The following is a 13,023-nucleotide window of genomic DNA, read 5'->3' as shown; positions in this document are numbered from 1 at the left end:
ACAGATGGCAGCCTCCCCGAACTTCATGGGCACTTTCCGGCAGATCGGCCGGCGTGGCGTGGCCGCCCCGGTGGCCATGCTGATCATGCTCGGCATGATGATGCTGCCGCTGCCGCCGTTCATGCTGGACCTGCTGTTCACGTTCAACATCGCGCTGTCGCTGGTGATCCTGCTGGCCACCATGTACGTCATGCGGCCGCTCGAACTCGCCTCGTTCCCGACGGTGGTGCTGTTTGCCACCTTGCTGCGCCTGGCCCTGAACATCGCTTCCACCCGCGTGGTGCTGCTGCACGGCCACAATGGCCCGGGCGCGGCCGGCAAGGTGATCGAGGCGTTCGCCGAGTTCGTCATTGGCGGTAACTTCGCCGTTGGTTTCGTGGTGTTCGCCATCCTCACCATCATCAACTTCGTGGTGGTGACCAAGGGTGCTACGCGCGTCTCGGAAGTGACCGCCCGCTTCACCCTCGATGCCATGCCGGGCAAGCAGATGGCGATCGACGCCGACCTCAACGCCGGCCTGCTCACCCAGGAACAGGCGCGCGAGCGCCGCCAGGAAGTCCGCGAAGAAGCCGATTTCTACGGTTCGATGGATGGTGCCTCGAAGTTTGTCCGCGGTGACGCCACCGCCGGCATCCTCATCCTCGTCATCAACATGCTGGGTGGCTTCTTCATCGGCATGTTCCAGCACGGCCTCTCGGCAGGCGAAGCGGCCCGTACGTACACGCTGCTCACCATTGGTGATGGCCTGGTCGCCCAGGTCCCCGGCCTCATGCTCTCCATCGCCACCGCGGTCATCGTCACCCGCGTGTCGAAGTCGCAGGAAATGGGCAAGCAGGTGTTTGGCCAGCTGTTCGGCCAGCCGAAGGCGCTGGCAGTGGCGGCCGCGGTGCTCGGCACCATGGGCCTGATCCCGGGCATGCCCAACATTCCGTTCCTGTTGCTGGCCGGCCTCGCCGGGTTCGGCGCGTGGAAGTTGCACCAGCGCAAGCTGATGCCTGCCGGTGCCGTGGGTGGCACGGCGGGTGCGCCTGGCACTGAGCTGGCCGCACTCGAGGCCGCGCCGCCGGCCGAACGCCTCGAGCTCTCGTGGGAAGACGTGGCCCAGGTCGATACGGTCGGCCTGGAAGTGGGCTACCGCCTCATCCCGCTGGTCGACAAGGCCCAGGGTGGCGAGCTCATGGCGCGCATCAAGTCCGTGCGCCGCAAGCTGTCCCAGGAACTGGGTTTCCTTGTCCCGTCGGTGCACATCCGCGACAACCTCGACCTGGCCCCGCACGGCTACCGTATCTCGCTGATGGGGGTGCCCATGGGCGAAGCGGAAATCCACACCGAGCGCATGCTCGCCATCGACCCGGGCCGCGTGCACGGCACGATCAACGGTATCGCCACCCGCGACCCGGCCTTCGGCCTGGATGCGGTATGGATCGAGCCGGGCCTGCGTGAGCACGCGCAGACCCTGGGTTACACCGTGGTCGATCCGGCCACCGTCATCGCCACCCACCTTTCGCACATCCTGCAGAACCACTCGCACGAGCTCATCGGCCACCAGGACGTGCAGCAGCTGCTCGACCGCCTGGCCCAGCAGACCCCGAAGCTGGTGGAAGACCTGGTACCCAAGCGCCTGTCGCTCGGCGTCGTGGTCAAGGTGTTGCAGAACCTGCTGGCCGAGCGCGTGCCCATCCGCAACTTCCGCGGCATCGTCGAATCGCTGGCGGAGCATGCAGGCCAGAGCCAGGATCCCGGCGTACTCGCCGCCGCGGTGCGCGTCACCCTGGGCCGCCAGATCGTGCAGGAAATCGCCGGGCTCGGCACCGAGGTGCCCGTCATTACTTTGGCACCGGAACTGGAACAGATTTTGCTCCAGTCCCTGCAGGGCGGCGGTCCCGCCGGTGCGGCCGTGGAGCCGGGCCTGGCCGATCGCCTGCAGAAGAACGTGGCCGATGCGGCACGGCGGCAGGAAGCCGCTGGCGAGCCGGCCGTTTTGCTGGTCTCCCCGGCACTTCGTCCATGGCTTTCGCGCTTCGTGCGGCATGTGGCCCAAAACCTGCATGTACTTGCGTACAACGAGGTTCCGGACAACCGCCGCGTCAAGCTGGTGACGGCCCTGGGACGATAGGAATGAGACACCGCTCGGGGAAATCGCCCGGCGGACGTGACAGAACAAGGTGGCGCCGCAGGCAAGCGGGGCGCCGATCGATGAAGACAGGATCGAACGCATGAAAATCAAACGATTCGTTGCTCCGGATATGCGCCAGGCCATGCGCCAGGTGCGTGATGAGCAGGGTCCGGACGCCGTGATCCTGTCCACGCGCAAGATGGACGACGGCATCGAGATCATCGCTGCGCTCGATTACGACGAGGCGCTGGTGCGCGAAGCGGGTTTCGCCTTCGAGCCGCCGACGCCGGAAGAGAAGCTCGAGAAGATCCGCGCCGTGCGCGATACCCGTGACAGCCGCGAAGCCGAGCGCATCGCCCGTGTCGACCAGGCGCGCGCCGCGACGGCCGCCGCTGTCGAGCGCGCCACAAAGGGGGCGGCGCCCCAGTCGGCCAACGCGCCGCAGCGCCAGTCATCCGCCGCGCTGGCCGCCAGCGTTGCTGACGTGGTTCGCGCCGCGACCGTGGCTGCGCCGCAGAACGATACGGCCGTGAACGGCATGCGCGCCGAGATCAATAACCTGCGCGAGATGCTGGAAGTGCAGCTCTCCGCGCTGGCCTGGAACCAGATGGACCGGCAGAACCCGCTGCGCGCCCGCGTGCTGCGTGAGATGACTCGCCTGGGCATCGATGGCGACGTCGCCCGCGCGCTCTGCGCCGAACTGCCGGACACCATGACGGCCGAGCAGGCGCGTTACCTGCCACTGGGCATCCTGTCGCGCAACATCCGCACCAGCGGCCGCAACTTCGATACCGTCGGCGGCGGCATTACCGCGTTCGTCGGCACCACGGGCGTCGGCAAGACCACCAGCATTGCCAAGCTCGCCGCCCGTGCGGTGCTCCGCCATGGCGCATCCAACGTGGCCCTGATCAGTGCCGACCAGTACCGCATCGGTGCCGGCGCCCAGCTGGAACACTACGGCCGCCTGCTCGGCGTGCGCGTGTACAACGCGCACGATGCCCAGAGCCTGCGTAACGTGCTGTTGCAGCTGCGCGGCAAGCACACGGTGCTGATCGATACGGCGGGCCTGGCTGGCAACGACCCGAAGCTGCAGCAGCAGTTCGAGACGCTCCGGGCCATGGCCGATGTGCGTGTCTGCCTCGTGCTGGCCGCCAACGCGCAGGCCCAGGCGATTGATAACGCCGTGCGCGCCTATGCGCCGCTCAATCCGCAGAGCGCCATCCTGACCAAACTCGACGAGGCGCCGCTGCTGGGCGGCGCACTGTCAGCCCTTATCCGGCATGGCATGCCGTTGGACTACACCACGGATGGCCAGCGCGTGCCTGAGGACATTGCCTCCGCCGACGCGCGCAAGCTGGTCTGCCTGGCAGCCCAGATGCTCAAACAGCGCAACGACGAACCGGATGACGCCATACTTGCCGATCGTTTCGGCTTCGCGTCCGCCCCGGCCCTGGCCTGATCGCAGAACGTAACGAACGTGACTACGGCAACCGCAACCGCAACTTCTTTCACGGCAGTGAATTCCTTCATGACCACACACGTCGACAACTCCCAGGCCGCCGGACTCAACTGGCTCGCCGACCGCCGGCCCACGCGCAGCATCGCGATCGCGGGCGGCAAGGGCGGCGTGGGCAAGACCACGGTGGCCGTGAACCTCGGCATGGCCCTGGCCATGGGGGGCCGCGACGTCCTCCTGCTGGATGCCGACCTCGGCATGGCCAACATCGATGTGCTGCTGGGCCTGCAGCCCACCCGCCACCTGGGTCATATGCTGGAAGGCGCCTGCGCCATCGAGGATCTGGTGCTCGAAGCGCCGCATGGCCTGAAGGTGATCCCGGCCACGTCGGGCACGCGCCGCATGGCCCAGTTGCCCAACATCGAGCATGCCGCGGTCATTCGCGCCTTCGACGAATACCCGCTGGCGCCGGAATACCTGATCGTGGATACCGCGGCCGGCATTTCCGACAGCGTGTCGATGTTCGCCGCCGCCTCGGACGAGGTCGTGGTCGTGGTCTGCGACGAACCGGCTTCGCTGACCGACGCCTATGCACTGATCAAGGTGCTGTCGCGCGAGTTCGCGGTGAACCGTTTCCGCATCGTGGCCAACATGGTCCGCCATGCGCAGGAAGGGCGCCAGCTGTTCGAAAAGCTTTCCCGGGTGACCAACCGCTTCCTGGATGTGTCGCTCGATTTCATGGGCATGGTGCCGCACGACGAGTACCTGCGCCAGGCGATCCGCCGCCAGTCGGCAGTGGTCGAAGCCTGGCCGAGCAGCCGTTCGGCGGTGGGATTCAAGAATTTGGCCAGGTCGGTCGATACATGGGGTGAACCCGAACCCCGTGGTCAGGGTCGCATCGGCTTTTTTGCCGGGCGTGAGCACGTGGGGGGAGGGCTGCCGTTGTGAGTGTCGCGAGCGAATACCTTGAAATCACTAAGGTTCCGGCCGATCAACTGGTAAAAACGCATGCGCCGCTGGTGCGCCGGATCGCCTATCACCTGATGGGCCGCCTGCCGCCCAGCGTCGATGCAAACGACCTGATGCAGGCTGGCATGATCGGTTTGCTTGAGGCGGCAAGGAATTATTCGCCGACGCGCGCGGCCAGCTTCGAAACCTATGCGGGTATCCGCATACGTGGCGCCATGCTGGATGAACTGCGCAAGACGGACTGGACCCCGCGCTCTGTCCACAGGAAATTGCGCGAGGTGGCGGAAGTAACGAGGCAGATTGAGAACGAAACCGGTGGCGATGCCGACGATCTTGAGGTGATGAAGCGCCTCGGCATCGACGCCATGGAATACAACCAGATCCTGGCAGACGCGGCGAGCGCGCGGTTGCTGAGCCTGACGGCGCCCGAGGGCGACGAAGGTTCCGCCATCGACGTTGCCGACCCGGACGCTTCGGGCCCGGATGGCTTGTTCGAGCAGGACGGCATGCGCAGCGCGCTCGCCGAATCGATCGACGGGCTGCCCGAGCGCGAAAAGCTGGTGATGTCGCTGTACTACGATGAAGAACTCAACCTGAAGGAAATCGGTGCGGTGCTGGGAGTTAGCGAATCGCGCGTGTGCCAGATCCATGGCCAGGCCCTGATCCGTCTCCGGGCTCGCATGTCGGGTTGGAAAGACAAACACTAAGAAATACGCGGCTGTAAGGCGGAGAGCGCTTTGGACAAGAACATGAAAATCCTCGTGGTGGACGATTTCTCCACCATGCGGCGAATCGTCCGTAACTTGCTGGTAGAGCTGGGTTTCACCAACACGCTCATCCAGGAAGCGGAGGACGGTAACGCGGCGCTGGCACTGCTGCGCTCGCAGCCGATCGATCTGGTGGTCACCGACTGGAACATGCCGAACATGACCGGCATCGACCTGCTCCGGGCCATCCGCGCGGACGCCAACCTGAAATCGCTGCCGGTGCTGATGGTGACCGCCGAGAACAACCGCGACCAGATCATTGCCGCCGCGCAGAGCGGCGTGAATGGTTACGTCGTGAAGCCGTTCACGGCTGTCACGCTCAAGGAAAAGCTCGACAAGATCTTTGAACGCCTCGCCGCGGCCGCGGGCTAAGGGACTAACATGAATACGATGATTTCCGCTGGCCAGGACGTGGCACCCGAACTGCGCGAGCTACTCGATGCCGACGACAGCGCGGCCTTCGAGCAAGCGCTCGATCGCCTGCTGCGCAGCCGCGAACAGCATTTGTTCCTGGCCCTGGGCCACCTCGCACGCGACCTGCACGAATCCGCCCGCCGCCTTGCTTCGGATATTTCCAGCGATGGCGTGCCTGGCACCATGAGCGATGCGCGCAAACACCTGCGCGATGTGCTCGAGATGAGCTCGCAGGCGGCGCATCGCACGCTCGACTTCAGTGAGAAACTTCGCCCGCAGGCACAGGCGCTCGCCAGGCAGGCCGACGAGCTTCTCGTGCTCGACCAGGCCGATCCCGCATTCACCGCCAATGCCACGTCGCTGGCGGTGCGCGTGGGTGATTTTGCCCAGAACTGCGATATCGGCTTCGGCGAAATGGTGGAAGCGCAGTCCTGGCAGGATCTTTCCGGCCAGCGCGTTGCCCAGGTCGAGGCCTTCATGGCCAAGGTCGAAAACTCGCTGGTGGAGCTGGTGCGCCTGACCGGTTCGCTGGCAGGTGCCAATGCGCCCGCCGCCGACAAGGTCAGCCAGGACGAAGTGGATCGCCTGCTCAGCGAATTCGGTTTCTGAGCCCGCCATGAGCGTGGAGCTGGACAACGAGCTGCTCAACGTCTTCCTGATCGAGGCCCGCGAACTACTTGAGACCCTGGGCGAACAGCTCGTGGATCTCGAGGCCTCGCCGGAGGATAGCGAGCTCCTGAACGCGGTGTTCCGTGCGTTCCATACCGTGAAGGGCGGTGCGGGCTTCCTTGGCCTGAACGCCATGGTGGAACTGTGCCACCGTGCGGAGGATCTGCTGAACGAGGCGCGTAATGGCGCGCTCGTGCTCAATGCTGCCTTGATGGATGCCTTGCTCGAGTCGCTCGATCTGCTGAACGACATGATGCGTGCGGCCGATGCCGGGGTGCCGGCCGAGCCTGCGCCGCGTTCGCTGCTCGATCGCCTGGTCGTACCCGGCCGCGCGGCATCGGCGGCGCCGGTCGCGCTCGCCGTACCTGTCAGCGCGCCAAAGGCCGCTGCGGTATCGGCACCAGCCAAGGCGTACGACCCCATCGAAGATGAGTTCGAGGCGATGCTCGACGCAGCGCGCACCGAACGTGCACCTGCACCGGTTGAGTCCGGCACCATCTCCGACGACGAATTCGAATCGCTGCTCGATTCGCTGTACGGCACGGGCGCCCCCGGTGCCGATGCCGTGGCGCCCGCCGAGCCGGTTGCAGAAGCGGCCGCCCCCGCGCCCGAAAGCAACACTATCAGCGACGACGAGTTCGAAGCGTTGCTCGACCAGCTCTACGGCACCGGCGCCCCCAGCGGCACCGCTGACCCATCGGCAGCCGCACCGTCCGCGAATGGCGAAACCCCTCTAGGAGCGGGCTCGCCCGCGATCAACGACGCCCCTGCTCACACGTCGCCCGCAGCCACTCCGATTGCCGCGACGTCGCCGGTCGAAGCACCAGCCGTTACAGCGACCAAACCGAAACCCGCGCCCGCCACCGAAAAACGTCAACCCACTGCCGCCGCCGACACCACGGTCCGCGTCGACACACACCGCCTCGACAGCCTGGTCGATGCGGCCGGCGAACTCGTCCTGGTTCGCAACCGCCTGACGAACCTAGCGCCGCGTGGCACCAACGATCCGATGGAGCGCGCCATCGGTGAACTCGAGCGCGTGGCCGAAGACCTGCAGAACGCCGTGCTGCGCATGCGCATGCAGCCGGTCGGCAAGCTGTTCTCCCGTTTCCCGCGCATCGTGCGCGACCTGGCACGCCAGTTGGGCAAGGAAATCGAACTCGTCACCGAGGGTGAAGACACCGATATCGACCGCACCGTGGTCGAAGCGCTGGCCGATCCGCTCGTGCATTTGCTGCGCAACGCCGTGGACCACGGCATTGAAATGCCCGATGTGCGCGAGCAGGCTGGTAAGTCACGTTCTGGCACGGTGCGCCTCGCCGCCGGACAGTATGGCGATCGCATCGTCATTACGGTCACCGACGATGGCAAGGGCATGGATCCCGAGGTCCTGCGTCGCAAGGCCGTCGAGAAGGGCCTGATGGACGAAGAACAGGCTGCACGACTCGATGAGCGTGAATGCTACGAGATCGTGTTTCGCCCGGGTTTCTCCACCGCCAGCCAGGTATCGGATATCTCTGGCCGCGGCGTCGGCATGGACGTGGTCAAGACCAAGATCGTCGAACTCGGCGGTACGCTGTCGATCGACTCACGGGTAGGCCATGGCAGCACGGTGCGCCTGTCGGTCCCGTTGACCCTCGCCATCCTGCGCGTGCTCATGATCCGCGTGGGTAACCGCCTGCTGAGCCTGCCCATGTCCAACGTCGCCGAGGTCTTTGAGCTCTCCGAAGGCCAGGTGCAGGAGCTGGATGGCCGCATCGTTGCCGCGCACCGCAACCGCGCGCTACCGCTTGCTGACCTGGGCAACTGGGCGGGCGTAAAGGGCAGGGGAGGCCATGTGGTCGTCGTGCAGATCGGCCATCAAACGCTGGGCTGCCTGGTGGATGAAGTGCTCGGCCGTGAAGACGTGATGGCCAAGCCGCTCGGCCCGTTCCTGAAGGAAGTGCCTGGCGTGGCCGGCGCGACCATCACCGGTGACGGGCGCATCTCGCTTGTACTCGACCTCGCAGGCCTGGCCGATGACAGTGGCCAGGTGCTGCCCAGCCTGAGGATGGCTGTCTGATATGGATATCGTGAGCGTCGTCGGCACGATCCTGGCTTTCGTGGTCATCATCGTAGGGACCATCCTGAAGGGCTCGAGCATCGATGCCCTGTGGAACCCGGCCGCCTTCGTGATCGTTTTCCTCGGCACGTTTGCCGCGTTGCTCGTGCAGACCCCCGGCACCGTGCTGAAACGCGCGTGGGCCATGCTGCCATGGGTGTACCGCCCGCCGGATATCGAATCGGAAAACCTCGTCAGCCGTATCGTCGGCTGGAGCGAAATCTCGCGACGCACCGGCCTGCTCGGCCTGGAGCCCGCCATCGAACGCGAACAGGACCCCTTCATCAAGAAGGGGCTTCAGCTTTTGGTGGATGGCACCGAGCCGGATGCCATGCGCTCCGTGCTCGAGGTGGAAGTCTTCACCCGCGAACACATCGATATCGAAGCGGCAAAAGTGTTCGAGAACGCCGGCGCCTATTCACCGACGATGGGCATCATCGGTGCCGTCATGGGCCTGATGGCCGTCATGCAGAACCTGGCCGAGCCCAGCAAGCTGGGCCACGGTATTGCCGCGGCGTTCGTCGCCACCATCTATGGTATTGGCCTGGCTAACCTGCTCGCGCTGCCCATGGCGGCGCGCCTGAAGGGCCTCGCCCGCCAGCGCTCGCAAATGCGCGAAATCCTGGTGGAAGGCCTCGTCTCGATCGCGCAGGGCGATAACCCGCGGCACATCGAGAGCAAGCTGCAAGGGTTCCTGCAGTGAAGCGCCGCCACCACGAAGAACACATCAACCACGAGCGTTGGGCCATTCCCTATGGTGACCTGATCACGTTGTTGCTGGCACTTTTCGTGGTGATGTACGCCGTATCGGCCGTGAACGAAACGAAGTTCCGGGTGATGGCGGCGTCCATCAATGAAGCATTCAATGGCACCGGCAAGGTGATCGAGCCGGTGCAGGCGAACACGCCGGCGACCCAGGTGCCGTTGCCGAACGAAACCCGTTCGCCCACGGCCAGCCCCATCGCGAAGATCGATGTGCCCATCCCGCCGCGTAACCTGCCTTTGCCGGGTCACGAGGGTGCGGCCGCTGAAGCGCAGCCTGGAGAGAAGCACCAGACGGCCCCGGCGGATAACGCGACGGTCGGCAAGGTTGAGCAGGCCAGCCTCAGCCAGATCTCCGATGAAGTGAAGCGTGCGATGAAGCCGCTGATCGACAAGAGCCTGGTCAGCGTACGGCAGACGCCCGACTGGCTCGAGATCGAAGTGCGCACCGATATCCTGTTTCCCGTGGGCGTCGCGAAGCTGCAGCCCGCGGCCGAAGACGTCATTCGCAAGCTGGCGGGCATTCTTGCGCCGTTCCCTAACAGCATGCGTGTCGAGGGCTATACCGACAACACGCCGATCGCCACGGCGACGTTCCCGTCGAACTGGGAGCTCTCGGCCGCCCGTGCGGCCACCGTGGCGCGCCTGCTTACGGAACAGGGTGTGGATCCGCACCGCGTCGGGATCATGGGCTGGGGTGAATTCCGCCCTTCAGCCTCCAATACGACGGACGATGGCCGCAACCATAATCGCCGCGTTGTCATCGTGGTGATGAGTGACAAGGGCGCGCCTTCGCCCGTGCCGGGGCAAGGAGTCGCACCCTGATGCGCGTATGGGCTATTTCAAACCAGAAGGGCGGCGTCGGCAAAACGACGACGGCGATGTCGCTGGGCAGCATGCTCGCCGCCGACGGCAAGCGCACGCTGCTGGTCGACATGGATCCGCATGCATCGCTTTCGGGCTATATCGGCGTGGAGGGCGGTGCCCACGGCAGCGTCTACGATCTGTTCGGCGTCAGTGGTACGCCATTGCCGGTCGGTACCCTGGTGCACGCTACCCAATGGGATCGCCTGAGTGTCCTGCCGGCCTCGGCGGCCATGATTACGCTCGATCGCCACCTGGGCACGAAGCCGGGCATGGGCCTCGTGCTCAGCCAGGCACTTGCCGAGCTGGCGCCGGATTTCGATCATGTGCTGCTCGACTGCCCGCCTACCTTGGGCGTCTTGATGGTGAATGCGCTCGCCGCCAGCGATCGCCTGCTGGTTCCCACGCAGACCGAAGCGCTGGCACTGGCGGGCCTCGAGCGCATGCTGCGCAGCCTGTCCATGATTGAGCGTTCACGTGGCAAGCCCATGCCGCGGACCATCGTGCCCACGCTGTTCGACGCGCGGACGCACGCATCGCGCGCTTGCCTTGCGCAATTGCGTGAGCAGTACGGAGAGATCGTCAGCGAGGCGGTCATTCCTACCGATACACAGATTCGTGAGGCGAGCGCGGCGGGTGTACCGCTCGCCTCGTGGCCCGCCGCACGTCGTGGCGGCCAGGCTTACCGCCAGCTGCTAGCGGAGCTCCTGGCAAAAGCCGATGCGCCGTCCGTCACGGACGCGGCCGCGTGATCGGCAATATGAACGACGCCGAGCAGATCGTCGCCGATTACCTCGCCGAGCTGCTGACGCCCGCGCCTGTCGCGGCCGATGCCTCGCCAGCGCAGGTGCAGGTCGTTGCGATCGAGACCTGGCGCAACGCGCCGGCGGCCGAAGTTGCCGGTGAAGCGCCTCGATCGCCCCGTTATTTGCTGTGTGTCGCCGCTGGCGTAAAAGTCGCCGTGCCCATGGCCGATATCACCCATATGTTGCCCATGCCGCCGTTAACGCCGCCGCGCAACGCGAACCCCATCTGCCTGGGCCGGTGGCGTCACCCAAGTGGCGAAGCCCGCGTGGCTGATCTGGCGGCTATCCTGTCGCCTGACATGGCCGGTGCTCACGCGCCGACGCTCGTGCTGCTGGGGGATCGCCGTTGGGCACTGGCGTGCGAAGTCACCGACGAGCCAGTCGAGATCGATAGCGCGACCGTGCTATGGCGCGATGGCGCCGCGACCCGCCCGTGGCTCGCGGGCATGTCCAAAGAACCGCGGTGTGGTGTCATCGGCACCACCGCACTCATCGCATGGCTGGAACAGGAGCTTGGCCCGTGAACGAAGTGAAACACGAGGCCGGCAGCCCCTGGCTCGGCTTTTCCCTGAAAGGGCAGCGTTATGCCGTGTCGCTGACGGCGGTACGCGAAGTAATCCGCCCCGGCGACATCACGCCGGTCCCAGGCTCGCCGACCGATGTGCTCGGCATCGTGAACCTGCGTGGCCAGATCGTGCCGGTACTCGATGGCCGCCGCCGTTTCGGCCTGGATGGGGGCGCAGGCGCCGATGATGTGGACGCCCAGCGCGTTATCGTGTTCGACGACGCTGGCACGACGGTCGGCCTGCTGATCGACGTGATCGGCGAAATGCTCCAGTTCGATCCCGCCGACGTGGCACCCCCACCGCCAGGCCGCGCCGCCCGCCGCGACGACCCGGTCAGCGGGGTGATCGCACGGGATGATGGGTTTATCGCACTGGTAGATGTGCCGCGGCTCTGCCGAGCCTAGGAGCGCGCCGGCGGGCTATCCCTAGTGCCTGACCGTTCGATGCGCTACCGTGTCCCCGCTATCCCGGAGCCCATACCCGCATGAACGCCGCCATCATTGGTTACGTGCTGATCGCACTCGCCGTCATCAACCTCATCGGCCTGCTGTTCTTGTTCCGGCGTCTTGGGAATCAGGCGCCCATGAAGCCTGTACCCATCGCCGTTGAGCCCAGCACCACGCTGGAACCGACGCCGGTTCCGGTTATCCCGGCCATCGAACCAGATCAATTGGCCAGCATGCTCCGCCGCCTCGAGAATCGCCTTGGCGATATCGAAGACCAGGTCCGCCGCCAGCCGACGGTTACCGTGGCATCAGAATCGGGCGGTGCAAGCGATCGCTCGCTTGCACTCGCCCAGCGCCTTGCCCGCCAGGGTGCCTCGCCGCAGGACATCGCCGATACCTGCGGCATCTCGCTGACAGAAGCCGAACTGCTGCACCGCCTGCATTCCGCACGCTGAGCGACCCCCTGCGTTAAATCAGCTTGCGCGCAGCACGCAACGTGTTGCTGCCAAGCCATCCGATAATGCTGAACGCTGCGCCGACAGCAACCGCCAGGATAATGCGGCTGACGACGATGCGCTGTGAGAGACCACCCGCGTCGAAGAAGGCGGACATGGACAGCTGGTGGAGCGTGCAAATGGGCACGAACCAGAGAAATGTCACCCTAAGCCAGTATCGAAAGCTGGTCGACGTAGGAACAAAAAGCGCGATATGCCAACGCCATGCAGAGGCGACCGCTCGAACTACGAAACGACTCATTGTTTGCTCTCCTGCAAATCGAAGGCGCAATAGATCAAACCCAAGGTCGCTGCGCCGCTAGCGCTGAGTGCCACTGAAGGGACTCCAACAATCGGGCCGCCAGCAAAGCCGCTGAGCCCGACGAGCGCGCCGACTCCCGCGGCACTCGCCAGACGCCTTGGCTCGCAGCTCGCAGGAATCTGAATCGTGCGGCCAGCGGCCCTGTCCAGTTCATCGATCATCCACTCAATCATGGCGGCCCCTCGCTTCGTATGAGGGTGCAAGCGTGCCCTGTCTGCGGTTGGCCGTCTGTAGGCGCGTGCCGGTTCATACGTAGGCGCGCCACAAAGGA

General features: G+C 65.3%; 15 protein-coding genes. 13 read left to right on the top strand and 2 right to left on the bottom strand.

Annotation, left to right across the window (positions count from 1 at the left end):
• The first annotated feature begins 4 nt into the window (after window positions 1-4).
• The 13 genes from flhA (at window position 5) to L2Y97_RS16675 (ending at window position 12,391) form a co-directional block, all read left to right on the top strand.
• On the top strand, window positions 5-2,116 hold the full coding sequence (gene flhA, locus L2Y97_RS16735) for a flagellar biosynthesis protein FlhA (protein ID WP_283248288.1): 2,112 nt from the start codon (window positions 5-7) through the stop codon (window positions 2,114-2,116).
• Between the two features lie 100 nt (window positions 2,117-2,216).
• The gene (gene flhF, locus L2Y97_RS16730; RefSeq protein ID WP_247428830.1) at window positions 2,217-3,575 is read left to right on the top strand and encodes a flagellar biosynthesis GTPase FlhF; all 1,359 of its coding nucleotides are present in this window, start codon (window positions 2,217-2,219) and stop codon (window positions 3,573-3,575) included.
• Between the two features lie 69 nt (window positions 3,576-3,644).
• Window positions 3,645-4,520 carry a MinD/ParA family protein gene (locus tag L2Y97_RS16725; protein ID WP_247428828.1) on the top strand — a complete coding sequence of 292 codons (876 nt, stop codon included), beginning with the start codon at window positions 3,645-3,647 and terminating at the stop codon, window positions 4,518-4,520.
• Window positions 4,517-5,248, top strand: a complete 732-nt coding sequence (locus L2Y97_RS16720) for an RNA polymerase sigma factor FliA (protein WP_247428826.1) — start codon at window positions 4,517-4,519, stop codon at window positions 5,246-5,248. Before L2Y97_RS16725 ends, L2Y97_RS16720 begins: the two co-directional genes overlap by 4 nt.
• A 30-nt stretch (window positions 5,249-5,278) precedes the next feature.
• A complete protein-coding gene (gene cheY, locus L2Y97_RS16715; protein WP_247428824.1) occupies window positions 5,279-5,680 on the top strand; it encodes a chemotaxis response regulator CheY in 402 nt (133 codons plus the stop codon).
• Window positions 5,681-5,689: 9 nt separating this feature from the next.
• Complete coding sequence (locus L2Y97_RS16710) at window positions 5,690-6,331, top strand: protein phosphatase CheZ (RefSeq protein ID WP_247428822.1); 642 nt, start codon at window positions 5,690-5,692, stop codon at window positions 6,329-6,331.
• 7 nt (window positions 6,332-6,338) lie between these two features.
• Window positions 6,339-8,453: a chemotaxis protein CheA gene (locus L2Y97_RS16705; RefSeq protein ID WP_247428820.1), complete on the top strand. Its 2,115-nt coding sequence runs from the start codon at window positions 6,339-6,341 to the stop codon at window positions 8,451-8,453.
• 1 nt (window position 8,454) lies between these two features.
• Window positions 8,455-9,195 (top strand): flagellar motor protein, encoded by a 741-nt coding sequence (locus L2Y97_RS16700; protein ID WP_247428818.1) that lies wholly within the window; start codon window positions 8,455-8,457, stop codon window positions 9,193-9,195.
• Entirely contained in the window at window positions 9,192-10,079 is an 888-nt protein-coding gene (gene motD / locus L2Y97_RS16695) for a flagellar motor protein MotD (protein WP_247428789.1), read from the top strand. The genes L2Y97_RS16700 and motD overlap by 4 nt, the downstream gene beginning before the upstream one ends.
• Window positions 10,079-10,870: a ParA family protein gene (locus L2Y97_RS16690; RefSeq protein ID WP_247428787.1), complete on the top strand. Its 792-nt coding sequence runs from the start codon at window positions 10,079-10,081 to the stop codon at window positions 10,868-10,870. Before motD ends, L2Y97_RS16690 begins: the two co-directional genes overlap by 1 nt.
• Window positions 10,867-11,448 carry a hypothetical protein gene (locus tag L2Y97_RS16685; RefSeq protein ID WP_247428785.1) on the top strand — a complete coding sequence of 194 codons (582 nt, stop codon included), beginning with the start codon at window positions 10,867-10,869 and terminating at the stop codon, window positions 11,446-11,448. Before L2Y97_RS16690 ends, L2Y97_RS16685 begins: the two co-directional genes overlap by 4 nt.
• Window positions 11,445-11,894, top strand: coding sequence for a chemotaxis protein CheW (locus L2Y97_RS16680; protein ID WP_247428783.1), 450 nt, complete (start codon window positions 11,445-11,447; stop codon window positions 11,892-11,894). Before L2Y97_RS16685 ends, L2Y97_RS16680 begins: the two co-directional genes overlap by 4 nt.
• Before the next feature lie 80 nt (window positions 11,895-11,974).
• Complete coding sequence (locus L2Y97_RS16675; protein ID WP_247428781.1) at window positions 11,975-12,391, top strand: DUF2802 domain-containing protein; 417 nt, start codon at window positions 11,975-11,977, stop codon at window positions 12,389-12,391.
• A gap of 13 nt (window positions 12,392-12,404) precedes the next feature.
• Here L2Y97_RS16675 and L2Y97_RS16670 read toward each other — a convergent pair whose 3' ends face one another.
• Both L2Y97_RS16670 and L2Y97_RS16665 read right to left on the bottom strand, forming a co-directional pair.
• Window positions 12,405-12,692 carry a hypothetical protein gene (locus tag L2Y97_RS16670; protein WP_247428779.1) on the bottom strand — a complete coding sequence of 96 codons (288 nt, stop codon included), beginning with the start codon at window positions 12,690-12,692 and terminating at the stop codon, window positions 12,405-12,407.
• On the bottom strand, window positions 12,689-12,925 hold the full coding sequence (locus L2Y97_RS16665; RefSeq protein ID WP_247428776.1) for a hypothetical protein: 237 nt from the start codon (window positions 12,923-12,925) through the stop codon (window positions 12,689-12,691). Before L2Y97_RS16665 ends, L2Y97_RS16670 begins: the two co-directional genes overlap by 4 nt.
• Window positions 12,926-13,023 lie beyond the last annotated feature (98 nt).

This window comes from Luteibacter aegosomatissinici, from assembly GCF_023078495.1.
Taxonomy (GTDB): Bacteria; Pseudomonadota; Gammaproteobacteria; order Xanthomonadales; family Rhodanobacteraceae; genus Luteibacter; species Luteibacter aegosomatissinici.
The sequence above is the reverse complement of the archived record's forward strand: the minus strand, read 5'-3'. Positions and strand labels throughout refer to the sequence as shown.

Coding starts and splice junctions, on each gene's coding strand:
- flhA (WP_283248288.1), top strand. CDS start 5: ATGGCAGCCTCCCCGAACTTCATGGGCACTTTCCGGCAGATCGGCCGG.
- flhF (WP_247428830.1), top strand. CDS start 2,217: ATGAAAATCAAACGATTCGTTGCTCCGGATATGCGCCAGGCCATGCGC.
- L2Y97_RS16725 (WP_247428828.1), top strand. CDS start 3,645: ATGACCACACACGTCGACAACTCCCAGGCCGCCGGACTCAACTGGCTC.
- L2Y97_RS16710 (WP_247428822.1), top strand. CDS start 5,690: ATGAATACGATGATTTCCGCTGGCCAGGACGTGGCACCCGAACTGCGC.
- L2Y97_RS16705 (WP_247428820.1), top strand. CDS start 6,339: ATGAGCGTGGAGCTGGACAACGAGCTGCTCAACGTCTTCCTGATCGAG.
- L2Y97_RS16700 (WP_247428818.1), top strand. CDS start 8,455: ATGGATATCGTGAGCGTCGTCGGCACGATCCTGGCTTTCGTGGTCATC.
- L2Y97_RS16690 (WP_247428787.1), top strand. CDS start 10,079: ATGCGCGTATGGGCTATTTCAAACCAGAAGGGCGGCGTCGGCAAAACG.
- L2Y97_RS16675 (WP_247428781.1), top strand. CDS start 11,975: ATGAACGCCGCCATCATTGGTTACGTGCTGATCGCACTCGCCGTCATC.
- L2Y97_RS16670 (WP_247428779.1), bottom strand. CDS start 12,692: ATGAGTCGTTTCGTAGTTCGAGCGGTCGCCTCTGCATGGCGTTGGCAT.
- L2Y97_RS16665 (WP_247428776.1), bottom strand. CDS start 12,925: ATGATTGAGTGGATGATCGATGAACTGGACAGGGCCGCTGGCCGCACG.